Raw genomic sequence first — 21,626 nt, 5'->3', positions numbered from 1 at the left:
CATCACCCACACGATGACAACACACTCACATTCACCACCACACCCGCAGCGCCGCAACGAAAACGACAACAGCGAGGCGAGTGGCTGGAGCGGAGACAACAGCGGAGGTGGAGGCGGTCCGAGCGGGAAGCGATGAGGCAGATATGGAGACTGACCGAACCCCGGCCGTGGACCGGCCCTGGGTCGAACTCCAGACTCGGCGCGCCCGCGGCCCCTTCGGGTCGCTTGCTCGCCGCGCTCCTCCGCCAGCCACGCGTACCCGTCCCCGACCAACCCGCCACCATCACCCGCCCACCCCTCATCGCCGCCGTCTTTTGACTTTTGGCCTCGGGCATCATCGGCCCGCCGCACTTCCACGGCGATCTGATCGGAGCAGTCTCAATTCGGGAGTGCTCGCAACTGCGCCAACGGGGCCGTACGGCCCCGGCACTTCGCGCCGGGGCCGCTATGCCGCTTGGATGCGGTCAGCCGAGTTCGGCCTCTCGGCTGTCGGTGTCGAAGAGGTCTTCGAGGGTGAAGACGCTGCCGTCGGCCGGGTGGAGCTCGACCGGGCCCCAGATCGAGTAGACGCGGTTCGGCATTCGCACCATCCTGAAGGCTCCATGATCATCTACACCTGCGCCGAATGGGCTGCGTTTCTCGGCGGCGCGAAGGACGGGGAGTACGACTTCGGGCGATAGGCTCCGGGGTTGTCGGTCGGGCGTGGTTCGATTGGGTGCGTGTTGGACCTCCGCTACGAATTGACCGATCCGCCCGCCGATGCGCTCGCCTTCGAGCTCGACTCGGCGCAGCGGGCGGTCGTCGGGCACGCCTCCGGTCCGCTCCTCGTACGCGGCGGTCCGCAGACCGGCAAGACCGAGGCGCTCGTCAACGCCGCGTGCGCGAAGGTCGCCGACGGGGTCGACCCCGCCTCGATCCTGTTCTTCGGCCTGCGCCGCCAGGACACCGCCTATCTCCGCACGCGCCTGAACGCCGCGACCTCCGCACATTCGGCGGCCGAGGTCGGCGTGTTCACGTTCCCCGCGTTCGCCTTCGCGCTCCTTCGCGCCTCGGCGGTCGCCGCGGGGCGCGACGAACCTCGCCTGCTCACGGGGCCCGAGGCCGACGCGCTGATCCGCTCGATGCTCGAAGGCGAGGACTTCGACTGGCCCACCGGTTTCGAGGAGGCGGTGGGCACCTACGCGTTCGCGCAGCAGCTGCGGGACCTCGTGCTGCGCTGCGGCGAGCGCGGCCTGTCCGCGCCCGAACTCGCCAGGCTGGGCGCCGTCCACGACCGTCCGGCGTGGGCCGCGGCCTCGCGCTTCTACGACCGGTATGTGACGACGCTCGCGCTCCAGTCGATGACCAGCGCCCTGTACGACTCGGCGGAGATCGTGCGCGCCGCCGTCGCGGCGCTGCGCCGGGACCCGGGTCTGTTCCCCAGGCCCGCATGGGTGTTCGTGGACGACCTTCAGGACGCCACGCCCGCGCACCTCGACCTGCTCGAACTGCTCGCGGGCGAGGGCGGGAACCTCGTCGCGGCGGGGTCGCCCGACGCGGCGGTGTTCGGGTACCAGGGCGGCGACCCGGCGTCGGTGCGGGACTTCCCCGACCGGTTCCCCGCGGGATCGGGTGCCGAGGCGCCGACGGTGCAGCTGGGCGATACGCATGTCGTCGCGCTCGCGCCGCTCACGGCGACCACCGTGCTCTCGCAGCGCCTGCGCGGGTCCGACCGGGACCGGCGCCGCGGGACGGCGTCGGAGGAGGCGGGCCGGGTCGACGTGGTGCACCTCACCTCGCCTACGCGGGAGGCCGTGTACATCGCGGACGTGGCGCGCCGGGCGCACCTGCTCGACGGCGTCGCGTACGGCGACATGGCCGTGGTCGTGAAGTCCGCCTCGGAGATACCGCGGCTGCGGCGCGCGATGCAGCACGCGGGGGTGCCGACCCGGCAGGCCGCCGACGACGTGCCGCTGCCCGCGCACCCGACCGTGCGCAACCTGCTGCACCTCGTCCTCATCGGGCGCGGCAGGGAGGCGCTCAACGAGACCAGCGCCGCCGGACTGCTGCACTCGGCGTTCGGCAGCGCCGACCCGTTCGGCGAGCGGCGGCTGCGTCAGGAGCTGCGGCGCATGGCCGTCGCGGCCGACAACTTCACGCCGGGCGCCGACCTCCTCGTGGAGGCCCTGCGCCGCCCCGAGCGGATCGCCGAACTGCCCGAGGAGGACTGGGCCGAACCGGCCCGGCGCCTCGACGCGCTCTTCGGCGCCGCCCGCGGGGCCGCCGGCATCGTCGGGACGCTGTGGACGGTGTGGGAGGCCTCGGGGATGGGCGAGCGGCTGCGGCGCCGGGCCCTGTCGGGCGACCGGCGCGCCCAGCGCGCCGACGCCGAGCTCGACGCCGTGATCGCCCTGTTCGACCTCGCCGCCGACTACGAGCAGAAGCAGCCCGGCGCGGGCGTCGAGGTGTTCTGCGAGCATGTGCTCCACCAGCAGCTCCCCGGCGACTTCCTCTCGGCCAGGGCCGAACTCGGCGACCCGGTCACGCTCGCCACCGCGCACGCCGCGCACGGGCGCAAGTGGGACTTCGTCGTCGTCGCCGGCGCGCAGGAGGGCGCCTGGCCGAACCTGCGCCCGCGCGGGTCGCTCCTGGGCGCCGAAGCGCTCGTGGACGCGCTCGACGGGCGCGCCGACGTCGACCAGGTCGCCCAGCTCCTCGACGAGGAGCGGCGCCTGTTCTACAACGCGTGCACCCGCGCCCGCACGCGGCTCCTCGTCACCGCCGTGGACTCCGAAGAGGCGCAGCCGAGCCGGTTCACCGCCGAACTCGGCGTCGAACCGGCCCCCGCGGCCCGGCGGGGTCGGCCCCTGAGCCTGGCCGCGCTCACCGCGCGGCTGCGCGAAGCCGTCGTCGACTCCGGCCACGCCGAGCGGGACGCCGCCGCCGCGGCCCTGCGCCGCCTCGCGGGCGAAGGCGTGCCCGGCGCCGACCCCGCCAAATGGTGGGGCCTGGCCGACGTCTCCGACGAACGGGCCCTCGCGCTCGCCGGGGAGACCCTGCGCATCTCGCCCTCCCAAGTGGAGAAGACCCAGCAGTGCGGGCTGCGGTGGGTCCTCGAAGCCCACGGCGGCGACTCCGGCGACCTCCTCCCCCGCCACCTCGGCACCCTCCTGCACGCCGCCGCCGAAGCGGTCACCGCCGACCCCGCCGCCGACCCGAAGGCCGTCATGGAGGAGGTCGTGGGCGAGCACTTCGACCGGCTGCCGTTCGAGGCGCCCTGGCACGCCGAGCAGCAGCGGCGGCGCGTCTCGGGCGCCGTCGAGCGGTTCGCGAGCTGGCTCAGCGCCAACCGGCGCGAACTCGTCGGCGCCGAACGCTCGTTCCGCATCAAGCTCGAAGTCGGCCCGCCCGGCGTCGAAGTGGTCATGTCCGGGCAGATCGACCGGCTCGAACGCGACGGCGACGGCCGCCTCTACGTCGTCGACCTCAAGACCGGCAAGAGCCCCATCTCGAAGGCCGAGGCCGAGTCCAACCCGCAGCTGGGCGTCTACCAGCTCGCCATCGCCGAAGGCGCCTTCCCCGAGGGCGCCGAACCGGGCGGCGCCGAACTCGTCTACCCGAACGCCAAGGGCGACAAGGCCGCCTCGCGCCCGCAAGGGCCGCTCGGCGAACACCACAACCCCGACTGGGCCCGCGAGCTCACCGGCGACACCGCCCTCAAGATGGCCGGATCGGTCTTCGAGGCCCGCAACACCAGCAAATGCGAGACCTGCTCGGTCAAACGGTGCTGCCCCATCGCCGACGAAGGACGGCAGGTCACCGATGAGTGAACGCGCGCATCACCGCCACACCGCAGTCGGCCTCGCCAACCGCCTCGGACAGCCCACCCCCACCGCCGAACAGGCCGCCGTCATCGAAGCCGGACCCGACCCCATGCTCGTCGTCGCCGGCGCCGGCTCCGGCAAGACCACCACCATGGCCGACCGCGTCGTCTGGCTCATCGCCAACCGCGTCGCCCGCCCCGAGCACATCCTCGGCCTCACCTTCACCCGCAAGGCCGCCGCCGAACTCGCCGCCCGCGTCCGCGACAAGCTCCGCCGCCTCACCGAATCCCTCCCCGACCTCGGCGACCTCCACGGCGAACCCACCGTCTCCACCTACAACGCCTACGCCGGCGGCCTCGTCACCGAACACGGCCTGCGCATCGGCATCGAACCGGGCACCCGCGTCATCACCGACACCGGGCGCTGGCAGATCGCCCGCGACCTCGTGTGCGCCTGGGACGGCCAGATGAGCGAGTTCGACGTGGGCGTCGACAAGGTCACCGAGCAGGTCCTCCAGCTCGCCGGGCAGCTCGCCGAGCACCTGCGGGACGGCGACGACCTGCGCGCCTTCGACCGCTCGCTCGCCGAGGCCCTCGCCCAGCGCCACGGCAAACGCCTCAACGACGACTACCGGGCGCTGCTGGCGCTGCGCCGCAAACGCGAGCAGTTGCTGCCCCTCGTCGACTCCTGGGACCGGCGCAAACGCGAACTCGGCGTCATGGACTTCGCCGACCAGCTCTCGCTCGCCGCACAGCTCGTCGCCGGGGCCCCCGAGATCGTGCGGACCGAACGCGAACGCTGGCGCGTGGTGCTCCTCGACGAATACCAGGACACCTCGTACTCGCAGGTCGCGCTACTGCGCGACCTGTTCGGCGGCGGGCACCCCGTCACCGCCGTCGGCGACCCGAACCAGTCGATCTACTCCTGGCGCGGCGCCTCCGCCGGGACGCTCCTGCGCTTCCCCGAGGACTTCCCGGCCGCGGGCGGCGCCCGGGCCGCCCGCGTCGAACTCACCAAGTCCTGGCGCAACCGCGCCGCCATCCTCGCCGTCGCCAACCAGGTCTCCGAACCGCTGCGCGCCGAAGGCATCCAGCCGCTCAGCGCGGGCGTCGAAGGCGAGGGCCTCGTGCGCGCCGCCATGCACCTGACCGCCGCCGACGAGGCCGCATGGCTCGCCGCGAACCTCGCCGTCATGCGCGACGCCATCGACGCGGACAGGCGCGAACGCGACGGCGACGGCGCCAAACCCGTCGAGGCCGCCGTCCTCGTACGCAAGCGCCGCCAGATCCCCGCCCTCCACCGCGCACTCACCGCCGCCGGACTGCCCGTCGAAGTCGTCGGCTCCCTCGGCCTGCTGTTCCACCCCGAGGTCGCCGAGGCCGTCGCGATGCTCAGGGCCGCGGCCGACCCGACCGACGGGCCCTCGCTCATGCGCCTCCTCGCCGGGAACCGGTGGCGGATCGGCCCGCGCGACATCGCCGCCCTGTGGGCCCGCGCCCGCGAACTCGCCCCCGACACGCGCGGGTTCGAACCGGACGCCGGACGCGAGGCCGAAGCGTCCCTGGCCGACGCGCTCGCCGACCCCGGCCCGGCCGAGCGGTACTCCGCGCTCGGCCACCTGCGGTTCGCGCAGCTGCACGAGGAGCTGGGCTGGATCCGCGGGCGCCTGGGTCAGAGCCTGCCCGACGTGGTCGGCGACGTGATCGCCCACTCGGGGCTCGACGTCGAGGTCATGCTCCACCACGGCGACCTGTCGAACCTCGACGAGTTCATCGACGTCGCCGCGGCCTACGAGAACGACACGAGCGGGGCGAGCGTCCCGGGCTTCCTGTCCTACCTGGAGACCGCCGCCGAACGCGAGCGCGGCCTGACCGTGGAGGGCGCGAGCCCGGCCGGCGGGGTCGTGCAACTGCTCACGGTGCACGCCGCGAAGGGCCTGGAGTGGGACGTGGTGGCGGTGCCGGGCCTGTGCGAGGGCATCCTGCCCGGCAAGGTGAAGGGCGACCAGACGTGGGTGAGCGACCCCGCGCGGCTGCCGTACCCGCTGCGCGGCGACGCCGAGAACCTCCCGGCCCTGTACCTCGACGACGCGACGTCGCCGGCCGAGGTGAAGCAGGCGGTCGCCGAGTTCAAGCGCGACGACGAGGAGGCGCGGCTCGAAGAGGAGCGGCGCCTGGCGTACGTGGCGCTGACGCGGGCGCGGCAGGTGCTGCTGGCGAGCGGTTACTGGTGGGAGGCCGAGCGGCGGTACGCGCGCGGGCCCGCGCCGTACCTGACCGAGGCCGTCTCGGCGGGCGCCGAGGCGACCGTGTGGGCCGAGTCGGGGCCGCAGAACCCGCTCGAAGCGCAGGCCGAGGCGGTCGAGTGGCCTGCGAAGGCGCCCTTGGGCACGCGCCAGGCCGCGTTCGCCGAGGCGGCCGACCTGGTGCTGGCGGGGGCCGATCCGGAACGGGAGGGCCCGCAGTCGCGGCAGTGGGGTGACGAGGCCGCGCTGCTCCTGGCCGAGCGCGACGAGCGCGAGTCGGGCGTGGTGCGCCTGCCCCGGCCCGTCCGGCTCTCGACCTCGCAGCTCATGGCGATGCGCGCCGACGAGGAGGCGTTCGCCGCCGAGCGGCGCCGCCCGATGCCGCAGCCCCCGCGCCAGGCGACGCGGCGCGGCACCGAGTTCCACGCCTGGGTCGAGGAGTTCTTCGGCGGCGGCGCCCTGTTCGACCCCGCCGACCTGCCCGGCGCGGCCGACGACACGCCCGACCAGGCCGAGCTGGAGCAGCTCAAGCGCGCCTTCCGCGCCTCGGCGTGGTCGGGCAGGCGCATCGCGGCCCAGGAGGTGCCGTTCGTGGTCGACTTCGAGGGCACGGTGGTGCGCGGCCGCATCGACGCGGTGTTTCACAGGGAGCCCAACCACAGGGAGCCCGGCCGCGACGACGCCGGCGGCTACGACATCGTGGACTGGAAGACCGGCCGCCCCCCGAAGGGCGAGGCCGCCCGCCATGCCGCCCTCCAACTCAAGGTCTACCGCCGCGCGTGGGCGCGCCTCAAGGGCGTCGACGAAGCGGCGGTCGGCGCGGCGTTCCACTACATCGCGCCGAACGAGACCTGGTGGCCCGACCTCGACTAGCGCCTCCGTGAACACCACCGGAGTGAGGCGACGCGCCGCGTTCGCGCCGTTGTGGCCGCCGATTTGCCGGGCGCTGCTATCGTGGCGTTCACCTCTCAAGGGCCGGGCCCATCCGGCCGCCGACCCCCACACCCAAAGGGTCGCAACCGAATCCCCCCATTTTGATTGGAACTCATGAGCATGAACGTCAACCTTCGCGCTGCCCGCCGCGTCACCGCCGTCGCCGCGAGCGCCTTCGCCCTCGCCCTGGCCGCCGCCGCCTGCGGCGCCGGCAACGACACGCCCGAGGGCGCGGTCGAGAACTTCCTCGACAACGGCATCGAGGACTTCGCCAACTCGTTCGCCAAGGGCGACGCCGACAAGGCCGCCGAGGACGCCGAGGAGTACTTCTGCGCCGACGACATCGACTCCATCAAGGAGATGGGCGCGATGTTCGAGGGCATGAGCGAGGACGAGATCAAGGAGCTCATGGGCGAGGAGGAGATCGTCCCCGAGGACTGGTCCTACGAGATCGGCGAGGTCACCGAGGAAGGCGACACCGCCACCGTCGAGGTCACCATGACCGAGAGCGGCGAGGACACCGAGGAGACCTTCGACCTCGTCAAGGAAGACGACGTCTGGAAGATCTGCGGCTTCATGAGCTAAGCGCCACAGCGTGAAAGGGGGCCCGGCGAGCGATGTTCGCCGGGCCCTCTTCGTGTGCAATGCGGCGACGCACGCGAGCGGCACCGCACGCACGGACGCCCTTCTCACCCACCGCGTCGGTCGGCCCCTCCCCGAGGGCCGGCCAAGACGCCGACCAACGCGAATCATCGACAAGCGCGCGACCTGGGAAACCAGCTTGCTACCACGGGATATCTCGCGGTATCATCAGACTATGGCCATGACATTGCGACTCTCCGAGGAAGACGACCGGCTCCTGACCGAGCGGGCGGCGAAGGAGCACCGTTCGAAGCACGACCTCGTGACCGAGGCGGTCCACGCGTTCCTGACCGAGCGCGAAGCCCACTTCAACCGTGCCCTGGATCGGGGCATGGCCAAGCACCAGGAGCTGCTGGACCGGCTCGCTCAGTGACCGAATATCTCACGCTCAAGCAGTTGATCACGATCGCCTGCCGGGTGACCGCCAGCGCCGAGCCGCCGGTGCGGGACTGGGGCCTGCTCGAATCGGCGCTTGCCCGACCGCAGGCGAACATTTTCGGCGCCGACGCGTACCCGACGGTTCACGAGAAGGTCGCGGCGCTGATGCACTCACTGGCACGCAATCATGCGCTCATCGACGGCAACAAGCGCCTCGCGTTCATGGCCGCGTACATGATGTACAGCCTCAACGGGTATGAGCTGGATCCGCCCAGCGTTGACGACGGCGAGGAGTTCGTGCTCGCCGTAGCGCGCGGCGACCACGAAGTGCCGGAGATCGCAAAGGTCCTCGCGACCTGGGCGGCTCCGTTCGGCTGACCGGCGCGCGACAGGTCGCCCGACATGCGGGAAGGGGGCCCGGCGAGCGATGCTCGCCGGGCCCCCTTTCTCGTTGGTCAGCGCATCGTGACTGCGGCCTTCACCACTGCGGCCTTCACCGTGGTGTCTCCGGCTTCGCCGCTGGTGGCGGTGTCGGGGAGGGGGGCGAAGCCGAGGTCGAGGGCAAGGGTCTCGGCCTGGACGAAGGCGCGGTGGGTCTCGATCGCGGTGCGGACGTCGTCGGCGGCGTCGAGAGTGACGGCGACGCGGTCGGTGACGTCGAGGCCCGCGTCCTTGCGGGCCTGCTGGACGACGCGGACGACGTCGCGGGCGAGGCCCTCGGCGGCGAGTTCGGGAGTGACCTCGGTGTCGAGGACGAGGACGCCGCCCTCGTTCGGGAGGGCCTCGGTGTGCTCGGCGTCCACGGCGACCATCGCCAGTTCGTACTCGCCGTCTTCGAGGGCGACGCCGCCGGCGGTGACGGTGCCGTCCTCGACCGACCAGTCGCCGGCCTTGACGGCCTTGATGACCCGCTGGACGTCCTTGCCCAGGCGCGGGCCCAGGGCCCGCGGCACGAGTTTGAGGTCGGTGCGGGAGTAGGCGCTGACGTCGGAGTCGAACACGACCTCCTTGACGTTGAGCTCGTCCTTGAGCAGGTCGGCGAACGGGGCGAGCCGTTCGGCGTGCGCGGTCGCCACGGTGATCTTCGCCAGCGGCAGGCGCACCCGCAGTTTGCGGGCCTTGCGCATGAACAGGCCGACCGAGGCGATGTCGCGCACGGCGTCCATGGCCTCGACCAGGGCGTGGTCGGCGGGCAGGTCGGCGGCGTCGGGCCAGTCGACCAGGTGCACCGAGCGGCCGCCGGTGAGGCCCTTCCAGATGTCCTCGGCGACCATCGGCAGCAGCGGCGCGGCCACCTCGCAGGCGGTCTTGAGCGCGGTCGCGAGGGTCGCGAAGGCGTCCTCGTCGCCCTCCCAGAACCGGTCGCGCGAGCGGCGCACGTACCAGTTGGTGAGGCTCTCCAGGTAGGAGCGGAACGCGGCGGTCGCGGCCACGAGGTCGTACTCGTCCATGGAGGTGGTCATCGACTCGACCAGTTCGCGGGTCTTCGCGAGCAGGTACCGGTCGAGCCGGTGCTCGGAGGCCAGCGCCCGGGTGCGGGCCTGTTCGGCGTCGGCCTCGTAGCCGGCGGCCCCGGCGTAGAGCGAGTGGAAGTACCACACGTTCCACAGGGGCAGGACGATCTGGCGGACGGCGTCGCGGAAGCCGGTCTCGGTGACGGGCATGTCGCCGCCGCGCAGGACCGGGGAGGAGACGAGGAACCAGCGGACCGCGTCGGAGCCGTAGGCCTCGAAGGACTCCCGGACGTCCGGGTAGTTCTGGAGCGACTTGGACATCTTCTGGCCGTCGGCGCCCAGGAGGGTGCCGTGGACGACGGCGGTGCGGAACGCGGGCCGGTCGAACAGGGCGGTCGAGAGGACGTGCAGGAGGTAGAACCAGCCGCGGGTCTGGGCGGTGTACTCGACGATGAAGTCGCCGGGGAAGTGGTGCTCGAACCAGTCGGCGTTCTCGAACGGGTAGTGGACCTGCGCGAACGGCATGGACCCGGACTCGAACCAGCAGTCGAGGACTTCGGGGACGCGGCGCATGACGGACTTCCCGGTGGGGTCGTCCGGGTTGGGGCGCACGAGGTCGTCGACGGCGGGGCGGTGGAGTTCGGTGACGGGCACGCCGAAGTCGCGTTCGAGGTCGGCGAGCGAGCCGTAGACGTCGACGCGCGGGTAGGCGGGGTCGTCGGAGACCCACACGGGGATGGGGGCACCCCAGAAGCGGCTGCGGCTGATGTTCCAGTCGCGGGCGTTGGCGAGCCACTTCCCGAACTGGCCGTCCTTGACGTGCGAGGGCGTCCAGTCGATCTCCTGGTTGAGTTCGACCATGCGGTCGCGGAACTTGGTGACGGCCACGAACCACGCCGAGAGGGCGCGCTGGATGAGCGGGGAGCCGCAGCGCCAGCAGTGCGGGTAGTTGTGGTTGTAGGTGTCGTGGCGCAGGAGCCGCTGGGTCTCCTTGAGGTCGGCGATGATGAGCTTGTTCGCCTCGAAGACGTGCACGCCCGCGTAGGGGGGCACTTCGTCGGTGAACTTGCCGGAGTCGTCGACGGGGACGACCGGTTCGATGCCGGCGGCGTCGGTGACGAGCTTGTCCTCCTCGCCAAAGGCGGGGGCGATGTGGACGACGCCGGTGCCGTCCTCGGTGGTGACGTAGTCGGCGGCGAGGACCTGGTGGGCGTTGACGCGGCCGGTGAAGAAGTCGAACGGCGGGTTGTAGTGCAGACCGAGGAGGTCGGCGCCCTTGTAGCGGGCGAGGATCTCGGGGGCCTCGCCGAGTTCGCGGGCGTAGGCGGGGACGCGGGCCTCGGCGAGGAGGTAGCGGGCGCCTTCGGAGGCGACGACGGCGTAGTCGACCTTCGGGTGGACGGCGGCGGCGAGGTTGGAGGGCAGGGTCCAGGGCGTGGTGGTCCACACCAGGAGCTTGACGCCCTTGAGGGGGCCCTCGTCGGTGAGATCGAGGCCGACGGTGACGGCCGGGTCCTGGCGGTCGCGGTAGGTGTCGTCCATCTTCGTCTCGGTGGCGGCCAGCGGCGTCTCGCAGCGCCAGCAGTACCACAGGACGCGGTAGCCCTCGTAGACCAGGCCCTTGTCGTGGAGGGTCTTGAAGGCCCACATGACGCTCTCCATGTAGGTGAGGTCGAGGGTCTTGTAGTCGTTCTCGAAGTCGACCCAGCGGGCCTGGCGGGTGACGTAGTCGTGCCATTCGCCGGTGAACTGGAGGACGGAGGCCTTCGCGGCGGCGTTGAAGCGCTCGATGCCGTAGGCCTCGATGTCGGCCTTGGACTTGAGGCCGAGCTCCTTCTCGGTGGTGACCTCGGCGGGCATGCCGTGGGTGTCCCAGCCGAAGCGGCGTTCGACGCGGCGCCCGCGCATGGTCTGGTAGCGGGGGACGATGTCCTTGACGTACCCGGTGAGCAGGTGCCCGTAGTGGGGCAGGCCGTTGGCGAAGGGCGGGCCGTCGTAGAAGACGAACTCGTTGGCGCCGTTCTCCCCGGCGGGCCGGGCGTCGATGGAGGACTGGAACGTGTCGTCCTTGGTCCAGAAGTCGAGTACGCGGCGTTCGACCTCGGGGAGGTTCGGGCTCGCGGTCACGCCCCGGTCGGGGTCGTCGAGTGGATAGGCCATGCGGTGTCTCCCTTACGCACACCAGGTGGACTTCGGTGTGCGAGGACGCGCCGTTCCTCCCGGTGGGGGAGGGTGGGCCCGCGGTACCACCTCGCTTGGCGCATCGGGTGCGCCCGCTCGTTCGGCGGCGGTGACGGGCCGCGTCCGTCCGGTTCTAGTGGGGCCGCTCCGACCGGCGTGATCCGCCCGTCTCGGTGTGGCCCGTTCTTCCGGAAGCTCGCCGGTGATGGCCGGGTCGACGCTGTTGCCCGCAAGTGTAGCGCCCGCGCCGGCGCGGGTCGCCGGAGAATTGCCGGCGGCGGCGCCGGTGACGGCCCCGCAGGTCGGGCATGTAACATTCGGCCTGTGAGAATCCACGCACGCAACTGGTGGTGGCGTCGCTGAGGCGGCGTCCCTGCTTTTGCGTGCAGAAGGCAAGCGACCGTCTCGATGGCGGTCGCTTCGTCGTTTCCCGGGGTCGGCCGCCGCGGACGGGACCAGATACCAGGTGAGGAATCGAGGCCCCATGGCAATCTTCCAGACCCCCTCGGGGGTGGCGGTCGAGCGGACCGTGACCGAGCTCGACGTGCCGGACCTGACGTCGATCGTGGCGCAGGTCGAGACCAGGCGCGGCGGGGTGCTCTCCAGCGGCATGGAGTACCCGGGACGCTATTCGCGCTACCACCTCGCCTATGTCGACCCGTCGCTTGAGGTCGTGGCGCGGGGCAGGTCGGTGACGGTGCGACAGTTGAACGCCCGCGGGTACCTGCTGGTGGACGTGCTGGCGGACGCGCTGGCGGCGTCCGGGGTCGGCGAGGTCACCCGGTGCGACCGGGAGGTGCACGTCGAGGTGCCGGCGGCGACCGAGCGGGTGCCCGAGGAGCTGCGGTCGAAGCAGCCGACGGCGTTCTCGGCGCTGCGGGTGGTGCTCGACGCGCTGCGGTGCGACGACCCGTACCTGGGCCTGTGGGGGGCGTTCGGGTACGACCTGGCCTACCAGTTCGAGCCGATCCCGTTCGCGAAGGAGCGGGACGCGGACGCCCGCGACCTGGTGCTGCACCTGGCAGACGAGATCTACGTGGTCGACCGGAAGCGCGAGACGGCGCAGGTGCGCCGCTACGAGTTCGCGTTCGGCGGGCGCAGCACGAAGGGCCTGGCGCGGGAGACCGAGTCGCTCGACTACGTGCGGGCCTCCGAGGTGCCGGAGGGGCCGGTGCCGGGCGTGTACGCCGACACGGTGCGGCGGGCGAAGCGGGAGTTCAAGGCGGGCAACCTGTTCGAGGTCGTGCCGGGACACGAGATGTACGTGGCGTGCGATTCGCCGACGGCGTTCTACGAGCGGCTGCGCACCGCCAATCCGGCGCCGTACGAGTTCCTGTTCAACCTCGGCGACCGCGAGTACCTGGTGGGGGCCTCGCCGGAGATGTTCGTGCGGGTCTCGGGCGACCGGGTGGAGACGTGCCCGATCTCGGGGACGATCGCGCGCGGAAACGACCCGATGCACGACGCGGCGCAGATCGCCGAGCTGATCGGCTCCGCGAAGGAGGAGTCGGAGCTGACGATGTGCACCGACGTGGACCGCAACGACAAGGCGCGCGTGTGCGTGCCCGGTTCGGTGAAGGTCCTGGGGCGCAGGCAGATCGAGATGTACTCGCGGCTGATCCACACCGTGGACCACATCGAGGGGCGGCTGCGGCCGGAGATGGACGCGCTCGACGCGTTCCTGACCCACATGTGGGCGGTGACGGTGACCGGCGCGCCGAAGACGTGGGCGATGCGGTTCATCGAGGAGCAGGAGACGACGCCGCGGCGCTGGTACGGCGGCGCGGTCGGGTTCGTGGGCTTCGACGGGTCGATGAACACGGGCCTGACGCTGCGCACGGCGCAGATCAGGGACGGGGTGGCGTGCGTGCGCGCGGGCGCGACGCTGCTGTACGACTCCGACCCTGAGGCCGAGGAGGCCGAGACGCACCTGAAGGCGCGGGCGCTGTTGGAGACGGCGGGCGGCGGGATCGGTGCGGCCGCGCCGGTGCCGACGCCGATCGAGGTCGCGGGCGGTCCGGCCGGGGTCGGACGCCGGGTGCTCCTGGTCGACCACGAGGACTCGTTCGTGAACACCCTCGGCGACTACTTCCGCCAGCACGGGTGCGAGGTGACGACGCTGCGGTTCGGGTTCGACCCGGCGCGTGTGTTCGAGGAGCTCGACCCCGACCTGGTGGTGCTCTCGCCCGGGCCGGGCCGCCCCGAGGACTTCGGCACGGCGGCGCTGCTGGACGCGATCGAGGAGCGGGGCCTGCCGGCGTTCGGAGTGTGCCTGGGCCTCCAGGCGATGGTCGAGCACGCGGGCGGGTCGCTGTCGCTGCTGGACGAGCCGAGCCACGGTAAGCCCGGGACGGTCAAGGTCACCGGCGGCGGCCTCTTCGAGGGGCTGCCCGACGAGGTCACGGCCGCGCGGTACCACTCGCTGTACGCCACGCCCGACCAGGTCAAGGGCGATTTCGCGCCGACGGCGGCGATCGACGAGGTCGTCATGGCGATGGAGGCGCCCGCGAAGCGGTGGTTCGCGGTGCAGTTCCACCCCGAGTCGATCCTGACCTCCGCGGGCGCGCACGGGCACCGGATCGTCGGGAACGCGCTGCGGCTCACCGCCCGCTGAACTCGGCGACGGCGAAGGCCGGGAGGCGTGGGCGCCTCCCGGCCTTCGCCGCGTCCGGGCCTAGGAGGTGTACTCCCAGTCCTTGACGCAGGACCACACGCTGTGGCCCCAGTTGCCGTTCCAGTAGACCTCCATCCAGAAGTCGCTGGCGAGGCCGCAGGCGTTGTACTCACCGCCGGCGACCCGCGTGCAGGAGGCCTGCACCCAGGTGTCGGCCGGGATGATCCCGAGGATCGTGGAGGTCGCGTCCGCCTTGAGCCGCTGGTTGACGCCTTGGGAGAAGCGGGCCCGGCAGGTCCGCTGCTCGACGGCCGTGTCGGGCACGGCCGCGCTCTCGATCCGCGATTTCACGGGCGTCGGCGCGTCGGCGGGAGCCGCCGCGGCCGAAGTCGTGGCGGTCAGCGACAGCGCGAGCGCGGCCGCCGTGACACCGATGGCAGTGAAGAGCCTCTTCAGTACCATGATCACCCCTTTGGTGAACTTGATCATGATCACGCCTTATGGCGCGCCCTCAACGTAATGACGCAGAGACGGCGCAACTGCTCAAAACGGTTAATGTCGGGAAGCTGACAAAGCCGCCCGCGGGTCGCTCCGCGGCCGCAGCGGGCGACGATGCGCCGCGGCGAGGGTCGGCGAGGTTCTGGGGCGCGGTTCGGCGGCATGGTTCAGCGGCACGGTTCGGCGGTGGAGTGTCGGGGGGGCGTGGTTGGGTGGCTGGATGGCGAAAACCGTGTACCACACAGCGACCAGCATCGACGGGTTCATCGCTGACCCGGACAACTCCCTCGAATGGCTCTTCACCGTGCCGGGGAGCCTGCCGAGCGAGACCGGGCCGGACGGCGCGGCGGCCGAGGGCCCGATGGACGAGTTCGGCGAGTTCATGAACGGCGTCGGCGCGATCTGCATGGGCTCGACGACCTACGAATGGCTCCTCGAACACGAAGGGATGCTTGAGCATCCGGAGAAATGGCCGTACGCGCAGCCGAGCTGGGTGTTCACCACCCGCGACCTGCCCTCGATCCCGGGCGCGGACATCCGGTTCGTCTCCGGCGACGCGGCGGCCGTCCACGCGGAGATGGCCGAGGTCGCCGGCGACCAGGACCGGTGGATCGTCGGCGGCGGCGACCTCGTCGGCCAGTTCTTCGACGCGGGCCTCCTCGACGAAGTCCGCGCCACCCTCGCCCCGGTGTTCCTCGGCGGGGGCGCGCCGCTCCTGCCGCGCCGGATCCTCTCGCACCACCTCGATCTCATCGAGGCGAAGGCGAGCGGCCCCTTCGCGAGCCTCGCGTACCGGGTGAAGTACTAGCGACGGCGCGTGCCGCTGTCGCCTTGCGCGGCAGCGGCAGCGGCAGCGGCAGCGGCAGCGGCAGCGGCAATTGTGACAGTCGAGGGGGAGGGGCCCGCCCCCTCCCCCGCCCCACCCACCCCTGTTGTGCATCGCTGTGGCCGAGCGGGCGCTTCGCGCTCGCGGGCTCGGTCGTTGTGGCCAAGGCCGACTTGGTCGGTCTTGCTGTGGCCGAAGTTGGCTCGGTCGATCCTGTTGTGGCCGAGTTAGCGCGGTGCGCTCGTGGGCTCAGCCGTTGTCGCTGTGGGCGAGCAGGTGCGGTGTGATCACCGGCTCGTTGGGGCCCATCGGATCGAGCTGCGTCGACGGCAGCTCGATCCGGGGTCCGGGTCGGCTCCCGGCCCGGGTGGGCCTGGGGCCGGTCGGGTGTCGTTAGTCGTCGTCACCGTCCTCGTCGTCGTCCGCGTCGTCGCCGTCATGGTCGTCGTCGAAGTCGTCGTCCGCGTCGTCATCGGTGTCGTCGTCGGCGTAGACGCCCTCGATCGTGCCTTCGAAGGCGTCGACCACGACGTCCCATTCAGCACCGTCGGCGTCGGTCACCTCGACCACCCACAGCGGGGCGTCGACCGTGCCTTCGAGATCGACTTCGGTGACCTCCCCGGCGACCTCGGCCAGCGCGGCCTCGACCGCGGCGTCCTCACCGATGGCCTCGGCGGGGAGGGCGAAGTCGTCGCCGTCGGCGCGGTCGTCGTCGTACTGGTCGTCGTCGTAGCCGTCGCCGTAGTCCTGGTCGCCGTGCTGGCTTCCGGTCTGGGCGGCGCCGGGTGCGGTGTCGGGGTCGTCGTCGAGGCCGGCGGCGAAGGCGGCGGCGGTGCCGCCGCCGAGGAGCAGGGCGCCTGCGGCGCCGGCGATGATGAAGGTGCGTTGGCGGCCGGTGAAGCGGCGGGGCTTGTCGGCCTGGGGGGTGTCGGTCTGAGCGTTCATGTCGCTGGTCCTCTCGGTCCTGGCGGATGTGATGGGGCAAGACTGCGTCGGCGAACCTGAAGCCAAGCTGAAGTCACCTGAAGTCGGCTTCAGGTTCGGGGCGTGGGGGCTCGTGGTGGGCGTGTTCGCGCAGGTGGGGTGGGTTGGAGGGGGGTTCGGGGTACGACTTCAGGTTGGCTTCAGGTTCGCTGTGTCAAGCTTCGGGACATGCGTTTGCTGATGGTGGAAGACGAGAAGCGGCTGGCCGAGGTCGTGGCCGCGGGGCTGGCCGCCGAGGGCTACGCGGTGGATCTCGCGCACGACGGGCGGGAGGGCCTGTCGAAGGCGCGGGTGGGCGAGTACGACGCGATCATCCTGGACCTCATGCTGCCGGGCCTGAACGGCTATCAGGTGTGCGCGGCGCTGCGTCAGGAGGGGTTCACGGTGCCGATCCTGATGCTCACGGCGAAGGACGGCGAGTACGACGAGGCCGAGGGGCTGGACACCGGGGCGGACGACTATTTGACGAAGCCGTTCTCGTTCGTGGTGCTCCAGGCGAGGATTCGGGCGATGCTGCGGCGCGGGCGGTCGGCGGCGCCGACGGTGTGGCGCTTCGGCGACCTGGCCGTGGACCCGGCCACGCGCACCTGCCGGCGGGGCGCCGTGCGGGTGGAGTTGACGGTGAAGGAGTTCGCGGTGCTGGAGTACCTGGCGAGCCGGGCGGGCGAGGTGGTGTCCAAATCGGAGATCCTGCATCACGTGTGGGACTTCGCCTATGACGGGGACGTGAACATCGTGGAGGTCTACATCTCGAATCTGCGCCGCAAGCTGGACGCGCCGTTCGGGAAGACCTCGATCGCGACGGTGCGCGGGGCGGGCTACCGGTTGGCGGCCGACGGTGGATAGGGGTCGGCGGCGGGCGATGCGGAAGGCGATGCGGGGTACGCGGCCGAGGCTGTGGTGGCGGCCGGAGTCGGTGCGGGCGCGGACCACGGTGGGCGCCACCGTGGTCGTGGCGTTGGCGCTCATCGTGGCGGGGTTCCTGGTGGTGGCGCTGCTGCGGGGGAACCTGCTCGGCCGGGCCGAGTTGACCGCCGAGGTGAACGCCAGGTCGGTGGCCGCGAGCCTGGCCGCGGGGGTCGATCCCGCGGCGCTGGACCTGCCGGACGATGAGGAGGAGGTCGTGCAGGTCCTCGACGCGGAGGGTGCCGTGGTGGCCGCGGGCGAGGAGCTGGAGGACCTGGGCCCGGTCGCCGACTTCGCCCCTGCGGCCGTGGACCGGGACGGCGATTCGGATGAGGACGAGGACGACGAGGACCGGGACGAGGAGCCCGACGACGACTCGGCGGGCGGCGTCGTGTCGGGTATCGCCTACCGCACGTTGGGGGTCAGCGGGGAGGACGCGCAGTACCGGTTCGCCGCGATGACCGCGACCGCGCCCGGCGGTGAGGTCTACACCGTCTATTCGGGGGCGTCGCTGGAGACGCAGGAGGAGGCCGTCGACAGCGTCACGGCGGCGATGCTGTGGTCGCTGGCGCCGCTGCTGGCGGTGGTGGCGGTCGTGACCTGGCTGGTGACGCGCCGGGCGCTGCGGCCGGTGGGGGCGATCCAGAAGGAGCTCATCGAGATCACCGGCGGCGACCTGTCGCGGCGGGTCCCGGTGCCGGCCAGTCGGGACGAGATCCACAGCCTCGCGACCACGACGAACATGACGCTCGCGGCCCTGGAGGCCTCGGTCGCGCAGCAGCGCCGGTTCGTGGCCGACGCCTCGCACGAGCTGCGCAGCCCGCTGGCGATCCTGCGGACGCAGTTGGAGGTCGCGCAGGGGCACCCGGACCTGCTCGATTTGGAGGCGACCCTCGGCGACGTGGTGCGGCTGCAGGACCTCGCGGCCGACCTGCTGCTGCTCGCGCGGCTCGACGCCGGGGAGCGGCCGCCGCACGTGGCGGTGGCGTTCACCGAGCTGGTCCGCGAGGAGGTCGCCCGGCGGGCCGCGACCGACCGGGTGCCGGTGCGGTTGGAGTTGGAGGAGGACCTGTCGGTGTTCGGCGTGCGCGGGCACCTCGCCCGCGCGGTCGGGAACCTGCTCGCGAACGCGCAGCGGCACGCCGAGAGCGCCGTGTCGGTGCGGCTGGCGGTGGAGGACGAGGTGTGGCTGCGCCTGGACGTCGCCGACGACGGGAACGGCGTGCCCGCCGGGCAGCGGCGCATGATCTTCGACCGGTTCGTGCGCCTCGACGAGTCGCGCAGCCGCGACGAGGGCGGGGCCGGTCTGGGCCTGGCGATCGTGCAGGACGTGGCCGTGGCGCACCGCGGCATGGTGCACGTCCTGGACGCGCCCGAGGGCGGGGCACTGTTCCGCATGGTGCTCCGCAGGGCCGATTGAACGTCGAGAAGGCTTGGGGTGGAAGGGGGACGGTTCGCCGGTCCCGCTGAGCGCCGACGAGGCGCGGGCGGAGGGGGCGGCGCGGCCGGGTGGCACTGCCGGACGGCGCGGCCGGGTGGCGCTGCCGGGCGGTGCGCGTGGCCGGTGTGACCGGTGCTCACTCTGTGGTCGCCGCAACGGTCCGGCAACGTGAGGAACCTACGATTGCCGCATGAAGATCTGGATCGTCCACGAAGCGGGCCGGGCGCAGCTCGGCACGGTCCCCGACGGCGTCGACGTCGAGGTGTACGGCGGCGGCGACTACCCCTCCGACCCCGCGACCGTGTCGCTGTGGGTGCCGCCATTCCAGGACCGGACCACCCCGCAGACCCTCAAGGACATGACCGGGCTCCGAGCGGTGCAGCTGCTCAGCGCGGGCGTCGAGACGTGGGTGCCCCTCGTGCCCGACGGGGTCGCCCTGTGCGACAACCGCGGCGCGCACACCGAGGCGACCGCCGAATGGGTGCACGCGGCGGCGCTGGCATCGGTGCGCGGCTTCGACGTGTTCGCGCGCCGCCAGGCCGCCCGCGAATGGAAGCCGCAGCGGTCCGGGACCCTCTCGGGAGGGACCGCGCTCGTCGTCGGCGCCGGTTCGATCGGCGAGAACGTCGCCCGCCGCTTCGCGGCCGCGAACATGGCCGTCCGCAAGATCGCCCGCACCGCCCGGCCGGGGGTCGGGACGCTCGCCGACCTGCCCGAACTGCTGCCGCAGGCCGACGTCGTGGTCCTCATCGTGCCGCTCACCCCCGAAACCGAAGGCCTGGCCGACGCCGCGTTCCTGGCCCGCATGAAGGACGGCGCGCTGCTGGTCAACGCCGCCCGCGGCAAGGTCGTCGACACCGCGGCCCTGACCGCCGAGGTCGCCTCCGGGCGGCTGCGGTGCGCCCTCGACGTCACCGAGCCCGAGCCGCTCCCCGCCGACCACGACCTGTGGGGGCTGGAGGGCGCGCTCATCACGCCGCACGTCGGCGGGGCCGTCGAAGGGTTCATCGAACGGTGCTACCCGCTCGTGGGCGACCAGGTCCGGCGCCTCGCCGCCGGGGAGCCGCTCGCGAACGTCGTCGAGAACGGCTACTGACCCGTGCGGGTCGCCGCGGGCGCCGCGCCCCGCGATGGTTCGATGTCCCGGTGAAACGCATCGAAGAACTCGGCTGGCTGTCCACCCCCATGGGCGAGATCAGCCTGCGCCGCCGGTTCGACCCGGTGGCGCGCACCGACGTCTACGAAGTGAAGCTCGGCGACGAGTACCTCATGTCGAGCCTGTTCACCGCCGCCGAGATCGCCCTCGCCCGCCTGGGCCTGGCCCGCACCGGCGGCGAAGCGCTCGACGTGGTCGTCGGCGGCCTCGGACTCGGCTACACCGCCCAAGCGGCCCTTGAGGACCCGCGGGTGCGGACCCTCACCGTCGTGGAGTACGCCGAAGCCGTCATCGACTGGCACGAGCGGAACCTCCTGCCCGACACCGCGGGCCTCGCCGCCGACGAGCGGGTGCGCCTGCGCCGCGCCGACTTCTTCGCCGCCGCCACCGGCGAGGCCGGGTTCGACCCCGACCGGCCCGGGCGGGTCTTCGACGCGGTCCTGCTCGACATCGACCACTCCCCCGCCCACGTCCTCCACGCCCCGCACGCCGGGTTCTACACCGAGGCGGGCCTCGGCGCCCTCGCCGCGCACCTGCGCCCCGGCGGGACCTTCGCGATGTGGTCGGACGACCCGCCCGACGCGGCGTTCACCGCGGTCCTCGAAGCGGTCTTCACCGACGTCGCCGCCGAACGGATCCCGTTCCCCAACCCGCTGACCGGCGGCGAGTCCTCCAACACCGTGTACCTCGCGACCCGGGCCTGAAGCTCAGGCGACGCGGGCGCCGATCGGCACGTCGGCGTCCGGCGCGAGGAGCACCACCTCGTCGGTCCCCTCCACCGGCACGCCCAGCACCAGCACCTCGGACATGAAGTCGGCGATCTGGCGCGGCGGGAAGTTCGTCACCGCCACCACCGTGCGCCCCACCAGGTCCTCCACGCCGTACCGGGCCGTGATCTGCGCGCTCGAACGCTTCACGCCCAGCTCGCCGAAGTCGATCCACAGCTTGTACGCGGGCCGGCGCGCCTTCGCGAACACCTCCGCGCGCTCGATGCGGCCCGCACGGATTTCGGTGCGGAAGAAATCGTCCACGGAACTGGTCGCGGCGCCCCGCGTCTGGTCGGCCATCCCCGCAGGATAGCGGCCGCCGCGGGGACGGCGAACAGCGCGCGGTCACTCCTCGAACCGCCGGTGCAGCTCGGCCAGCGCCTCGTCGGTGAGGCGCCCGTAGAGGCGCAGGCGGGCGATGCCGCCGTCGGGGAAGATGTTGAGCCGCACGGCGGTCGCGGGCCGGTCGGTGTCGATGCGGAAGCGGTGGGGCGCGTCCGGTCGCAGCGGGGTGCGTTCGAGGAGGGTGAAGGCGGTGTCGCCGTCGTAGGCGTCGATGGAGGCGGCGGCGGGGGCGTTGTGCTTGAGGTGGGTGGTGTCGAGTTCGGCGATGCGGATGGTGCCGCGGCCGGCGAGGCGGACGTGGAGCCATTCGTTGCCGGGGGTGCGGCGGCGGGCGGTCTCCCAGCCGTCGGCCTGGTGGGCGGGGAGGCCGGGCATGATCGCGCCGGTCGGGTGGGAGTAGTGGGCGTCGGAGGCGGCGGTGACGGCGGCGCCGTTGGCGAGGGCGGCGAGGTC

17 protein-coding genes and 1 pseudogene are annotated in these 21,626 nt (G+C 72.1%); 12 read left to right on the top strand and 6 right to left on the bottom strand.

The window, feature by feature from the left end; all coding sequences use genetic code 11:
* Positions 1 to 464: 464 nt before the first annotated feature.
* Entirely contained in the window at positions 465 to 590 is a 126-nt protein-coding gene (locus E9998_RS26650; protein ID WP_275669485.1) for a hypothetical protein, read from the bottom strand.
* Between E9998_RS26650 and E9998_RS26930 the strand changes: the two genes are divergently transcribed.
* The 6 genes from E9998_RS26930 (at position 537) to E9998_RS02105 (ending at position 8,379) form a co-directional block, all read left to right on the top strand.
* Positions 537 to 680 (top strand): DUF397 domain-containing protein, encoded by a 144-nt coding sequence (locus E9998_RS26930; protein WP_338029408.1) that lies wholly within the window; start codon positions 537 to 539, stop codon positions 678 to 680. The genes E9998_RS26650 and E9998_RS26930 overlap by 54 nt on opposite strands.
* 39 nt (positions 681 to 719) lie before the next feature.
* Positions 720 to 3,809 (top strand): ATP-dependent helicase, encoded by a 3,090-nt coding sequence (locus tag E9998_RS02125; RefSeq protein WP_158299668.1) that lies wholly within the window; start codon positions 720 to 722, stop codon positions 3,807 to 3,809.
* On the top strand, positions 3,802 to 6,921 hold the full coding sequence (locus E9998_RS02120; protein WP_136528028.1) for a UvrD-helicase domain-containing protein: 3,120 nt from the start codon (positions 3,802 to 3,804) through the stop codon (positions 6,919 to 6,921). The genes E9998_RS02125 and E9998_RS02120 overlap by 8 nt, the downstream gene beginning before the upstream one ends.
* Positions 6,922 to 7,101: 180 nt before the next feature.
* Positions 7,102 to 7,566 (top strand): Rv0361 family membrane protein, encoded by a 465-nt coding sequence (locus E9998_RS02115; RefSeq protein WP_158299667.1) that lies wholly within the window; start codon positions 7,102 to 7,104, stop codon positions 7,564 to 7,566.
* A gap of 232 nt (positions 7,567 to 7,798) precedes the next feature.
* Entirely contained in the window at positions 7,799 to 7,996 is a 198-nt protein-coding gene (locus E9998_RS02110; RefSeq protein ID WP_136528026.1) for a ribbon-helix-helix protein, CopG family, read from the top strand.
* Positions 7,993 to 8,379, top strand: coding sequence for a type II toxin-antitoxin system death-on-curing family toxin (locus E9998_RS02105; RefSeq protein WP_136528025.1), 387 nt, complete (start codon positions 7,993 to 7,995; stop codon positions 8,377 to 8,379). Before E9998_RS02110 ends, E9998_RS02105 begins: the two co-directional genes overlap by 4 nt.
* Before the next feature lie 77 nt (positions 8,380 to 8,456).
* Here E9998_RS02105 and ileS read toward each other — a convergent pair whose 3' ends face one another.
* Complete coding sequence (gene ileS, locus E9998_RS02100) at positions 8,457 to 11,615, bottom strand: isoleucine--tRNA ligase (protein ID WP_136528024.1); 3,159 nt, start codon at positions 11,613 to 11,615, stop codon at positions 8,457 to 8,459.
* 505 nt (positions 11,616 to 12,120) lie between these two features.
* On the opposite strand from ileS, the gene E9998_RS02095 reads away from it, so the two are divergent.
* Positions 12,121 to 14,250 carry an anthranilate synthase component I gene (locus E9998_RS02095; protein WP_136528023.1) on the top strand — a complete coding sequence of 710 codons (2,130 nt, stop codon included), beginning with the start codon at positions 12,121 to 12,123 and terminating at the stop codon, positions 14,248 to 14,250.
* A gap of 60 nt (positions 14,251 to 14,310) precedes the next feature.
* Here the strand turns inward: E9998_RS02095 and E9998_RS02090 are convergent, their stop codons facing one another.
* Positions 14,311 to 14,712: a hypothetical protein gene (locus tag E9998_RS02090; protein WP_136528022.1), complete on the bottom strand. Its 402-nt coding sequence runs from the start codon at positions 14,710 to 14,712 to the stop codon at positions 14,311 to 14,313.
* Positions 14,713 to 14,968: 256 nt separating this feature from the next.
* On the opposite strand from E9998_RS02090, the gene E9998_RS02085 reads away from it, so the two are divergent.
* Positions 14,969 to 15,556, top strand: coding sequence for a dihydrofolate reductase family protein (locus E9998_RS02085; protein ID WP_136528021.1), 588 nt, complete (start codon positions 14,969 to 14,971; stop codon positions 15,554 to 15,556).
* A 411-nt stretch (positions 15,557 to 15,967) separates the two neighbouring features.
* Here the strand turns inward: E9998_RS02085 and E9998_RS02080 are convergent, their stop codons facing one another.
* The gene (locus E9998_RS02080) at positions 15,968 to 16,519 is read right to left on the bottom strand and encodes a PepSY domain-containing protein (RefSeq protein WP_136528020.1); all 552 of its coding nucleotides are present in this window, start codon (positions 16,517 to 16,519) and stop codon (positions 15,968 to 15,970) included.
* Positions 16,520 to 16,726: 207 nt separating this feature from the next.
* Between E9998_RS02080 and E9998_RS02075 the strand changes: the two genes are divergently transcribed.
* The 4 genes from E9998_RS02075 to E9998_RS02060 all read left to right on the top strand — a co-directional run bounded on the left by E9998_RS02075 (position 16,727) and on the right by E9998_RS02060 (position 20,765).
* Entirely contained in the window at positions 16,727 to 17,404 is a 678-nt protein-coding gene (locus E9998_RS02075) for a response regulator transcription factor (RefSeq protein ID WP_136528019.1), read from the top strand.
* A 28-nt stretch (positions 17,405 to 17,432) separates the two neighbouring features.
* The gene (locus tag E9998_RS02070; RefSeq protein WP_136528018.1) at positions 17,433 to 18,884 is read left to right on the top strand and encodes a sensor histidine kinase; all 1,452 of its coding nucleotides are present in this window, start codon (positions 17,433 to 17,435) and stop codon (positions 18,882 to 18,884) included.
* 211 nt (positions 18,885 to 19,095) lie between these two features.
* Entirely contained in the window at positions 19,096 to 20,001 is a 906-nt protein-coding gene (locus tag E9998_RS02065) for a 2-hydroxyacid dehydrogenase (protein ID WP_136528017.1), read from the top strand.
* A gap of 89 nt (positions 20,002 to 20,090) precedes the next feature.
* On the top strand, positions 20,091 to 20,765 hold the full coding sequence (locus E9998_RS02060; RefSeq protein ID WP_136528071.1) for a polyamine aminopropyltransferase: 675 nt from the start codon (positions 20,091 to 20,093) through the stop codon (positions 20,763 to 20,765).
* Between the two features lie 3 nt (positions 20,766 to 20,768).
* On the opposite strand, the gene E9998_RS02055 is transcribed toward E9998_RS02060, so the two are convergent.
* Positions 20,769 to 21,128: a tRNA-binding protein gene (locus E9998_RS02055; protein ID WP_136528016.1), complete on the bottom strand. Its 360-nt coding sequence runs from the start codon at positions 21,126 to 21,128 to the stop codon at positions 20,769 to 20,771.
* Positions 21,129 to 21,173: 45 nt separating this feature from the next.
* A pseudogene (locus tag E9998_RS02050) lies at positions 21,174 to 21,626 on the bottom strand (allantoicase); the annotation flags it as partial.

Origin of the sequence: Glycomyces paridis (assembly GCF_004912155.1) — a bacterium.
GTDB classification, from domain to species: Bacteria; Actinomycetota; Actinomycetes; order Mycobacteriales; family Micromonosporaceae; genus Glycomyces; species Glycomyces paridis.
The sequence above is the reverse complement of the archived record's forward strand: the minus strand, read 5'-3'. Positions and strand labels throughout refer to the sequence as shown.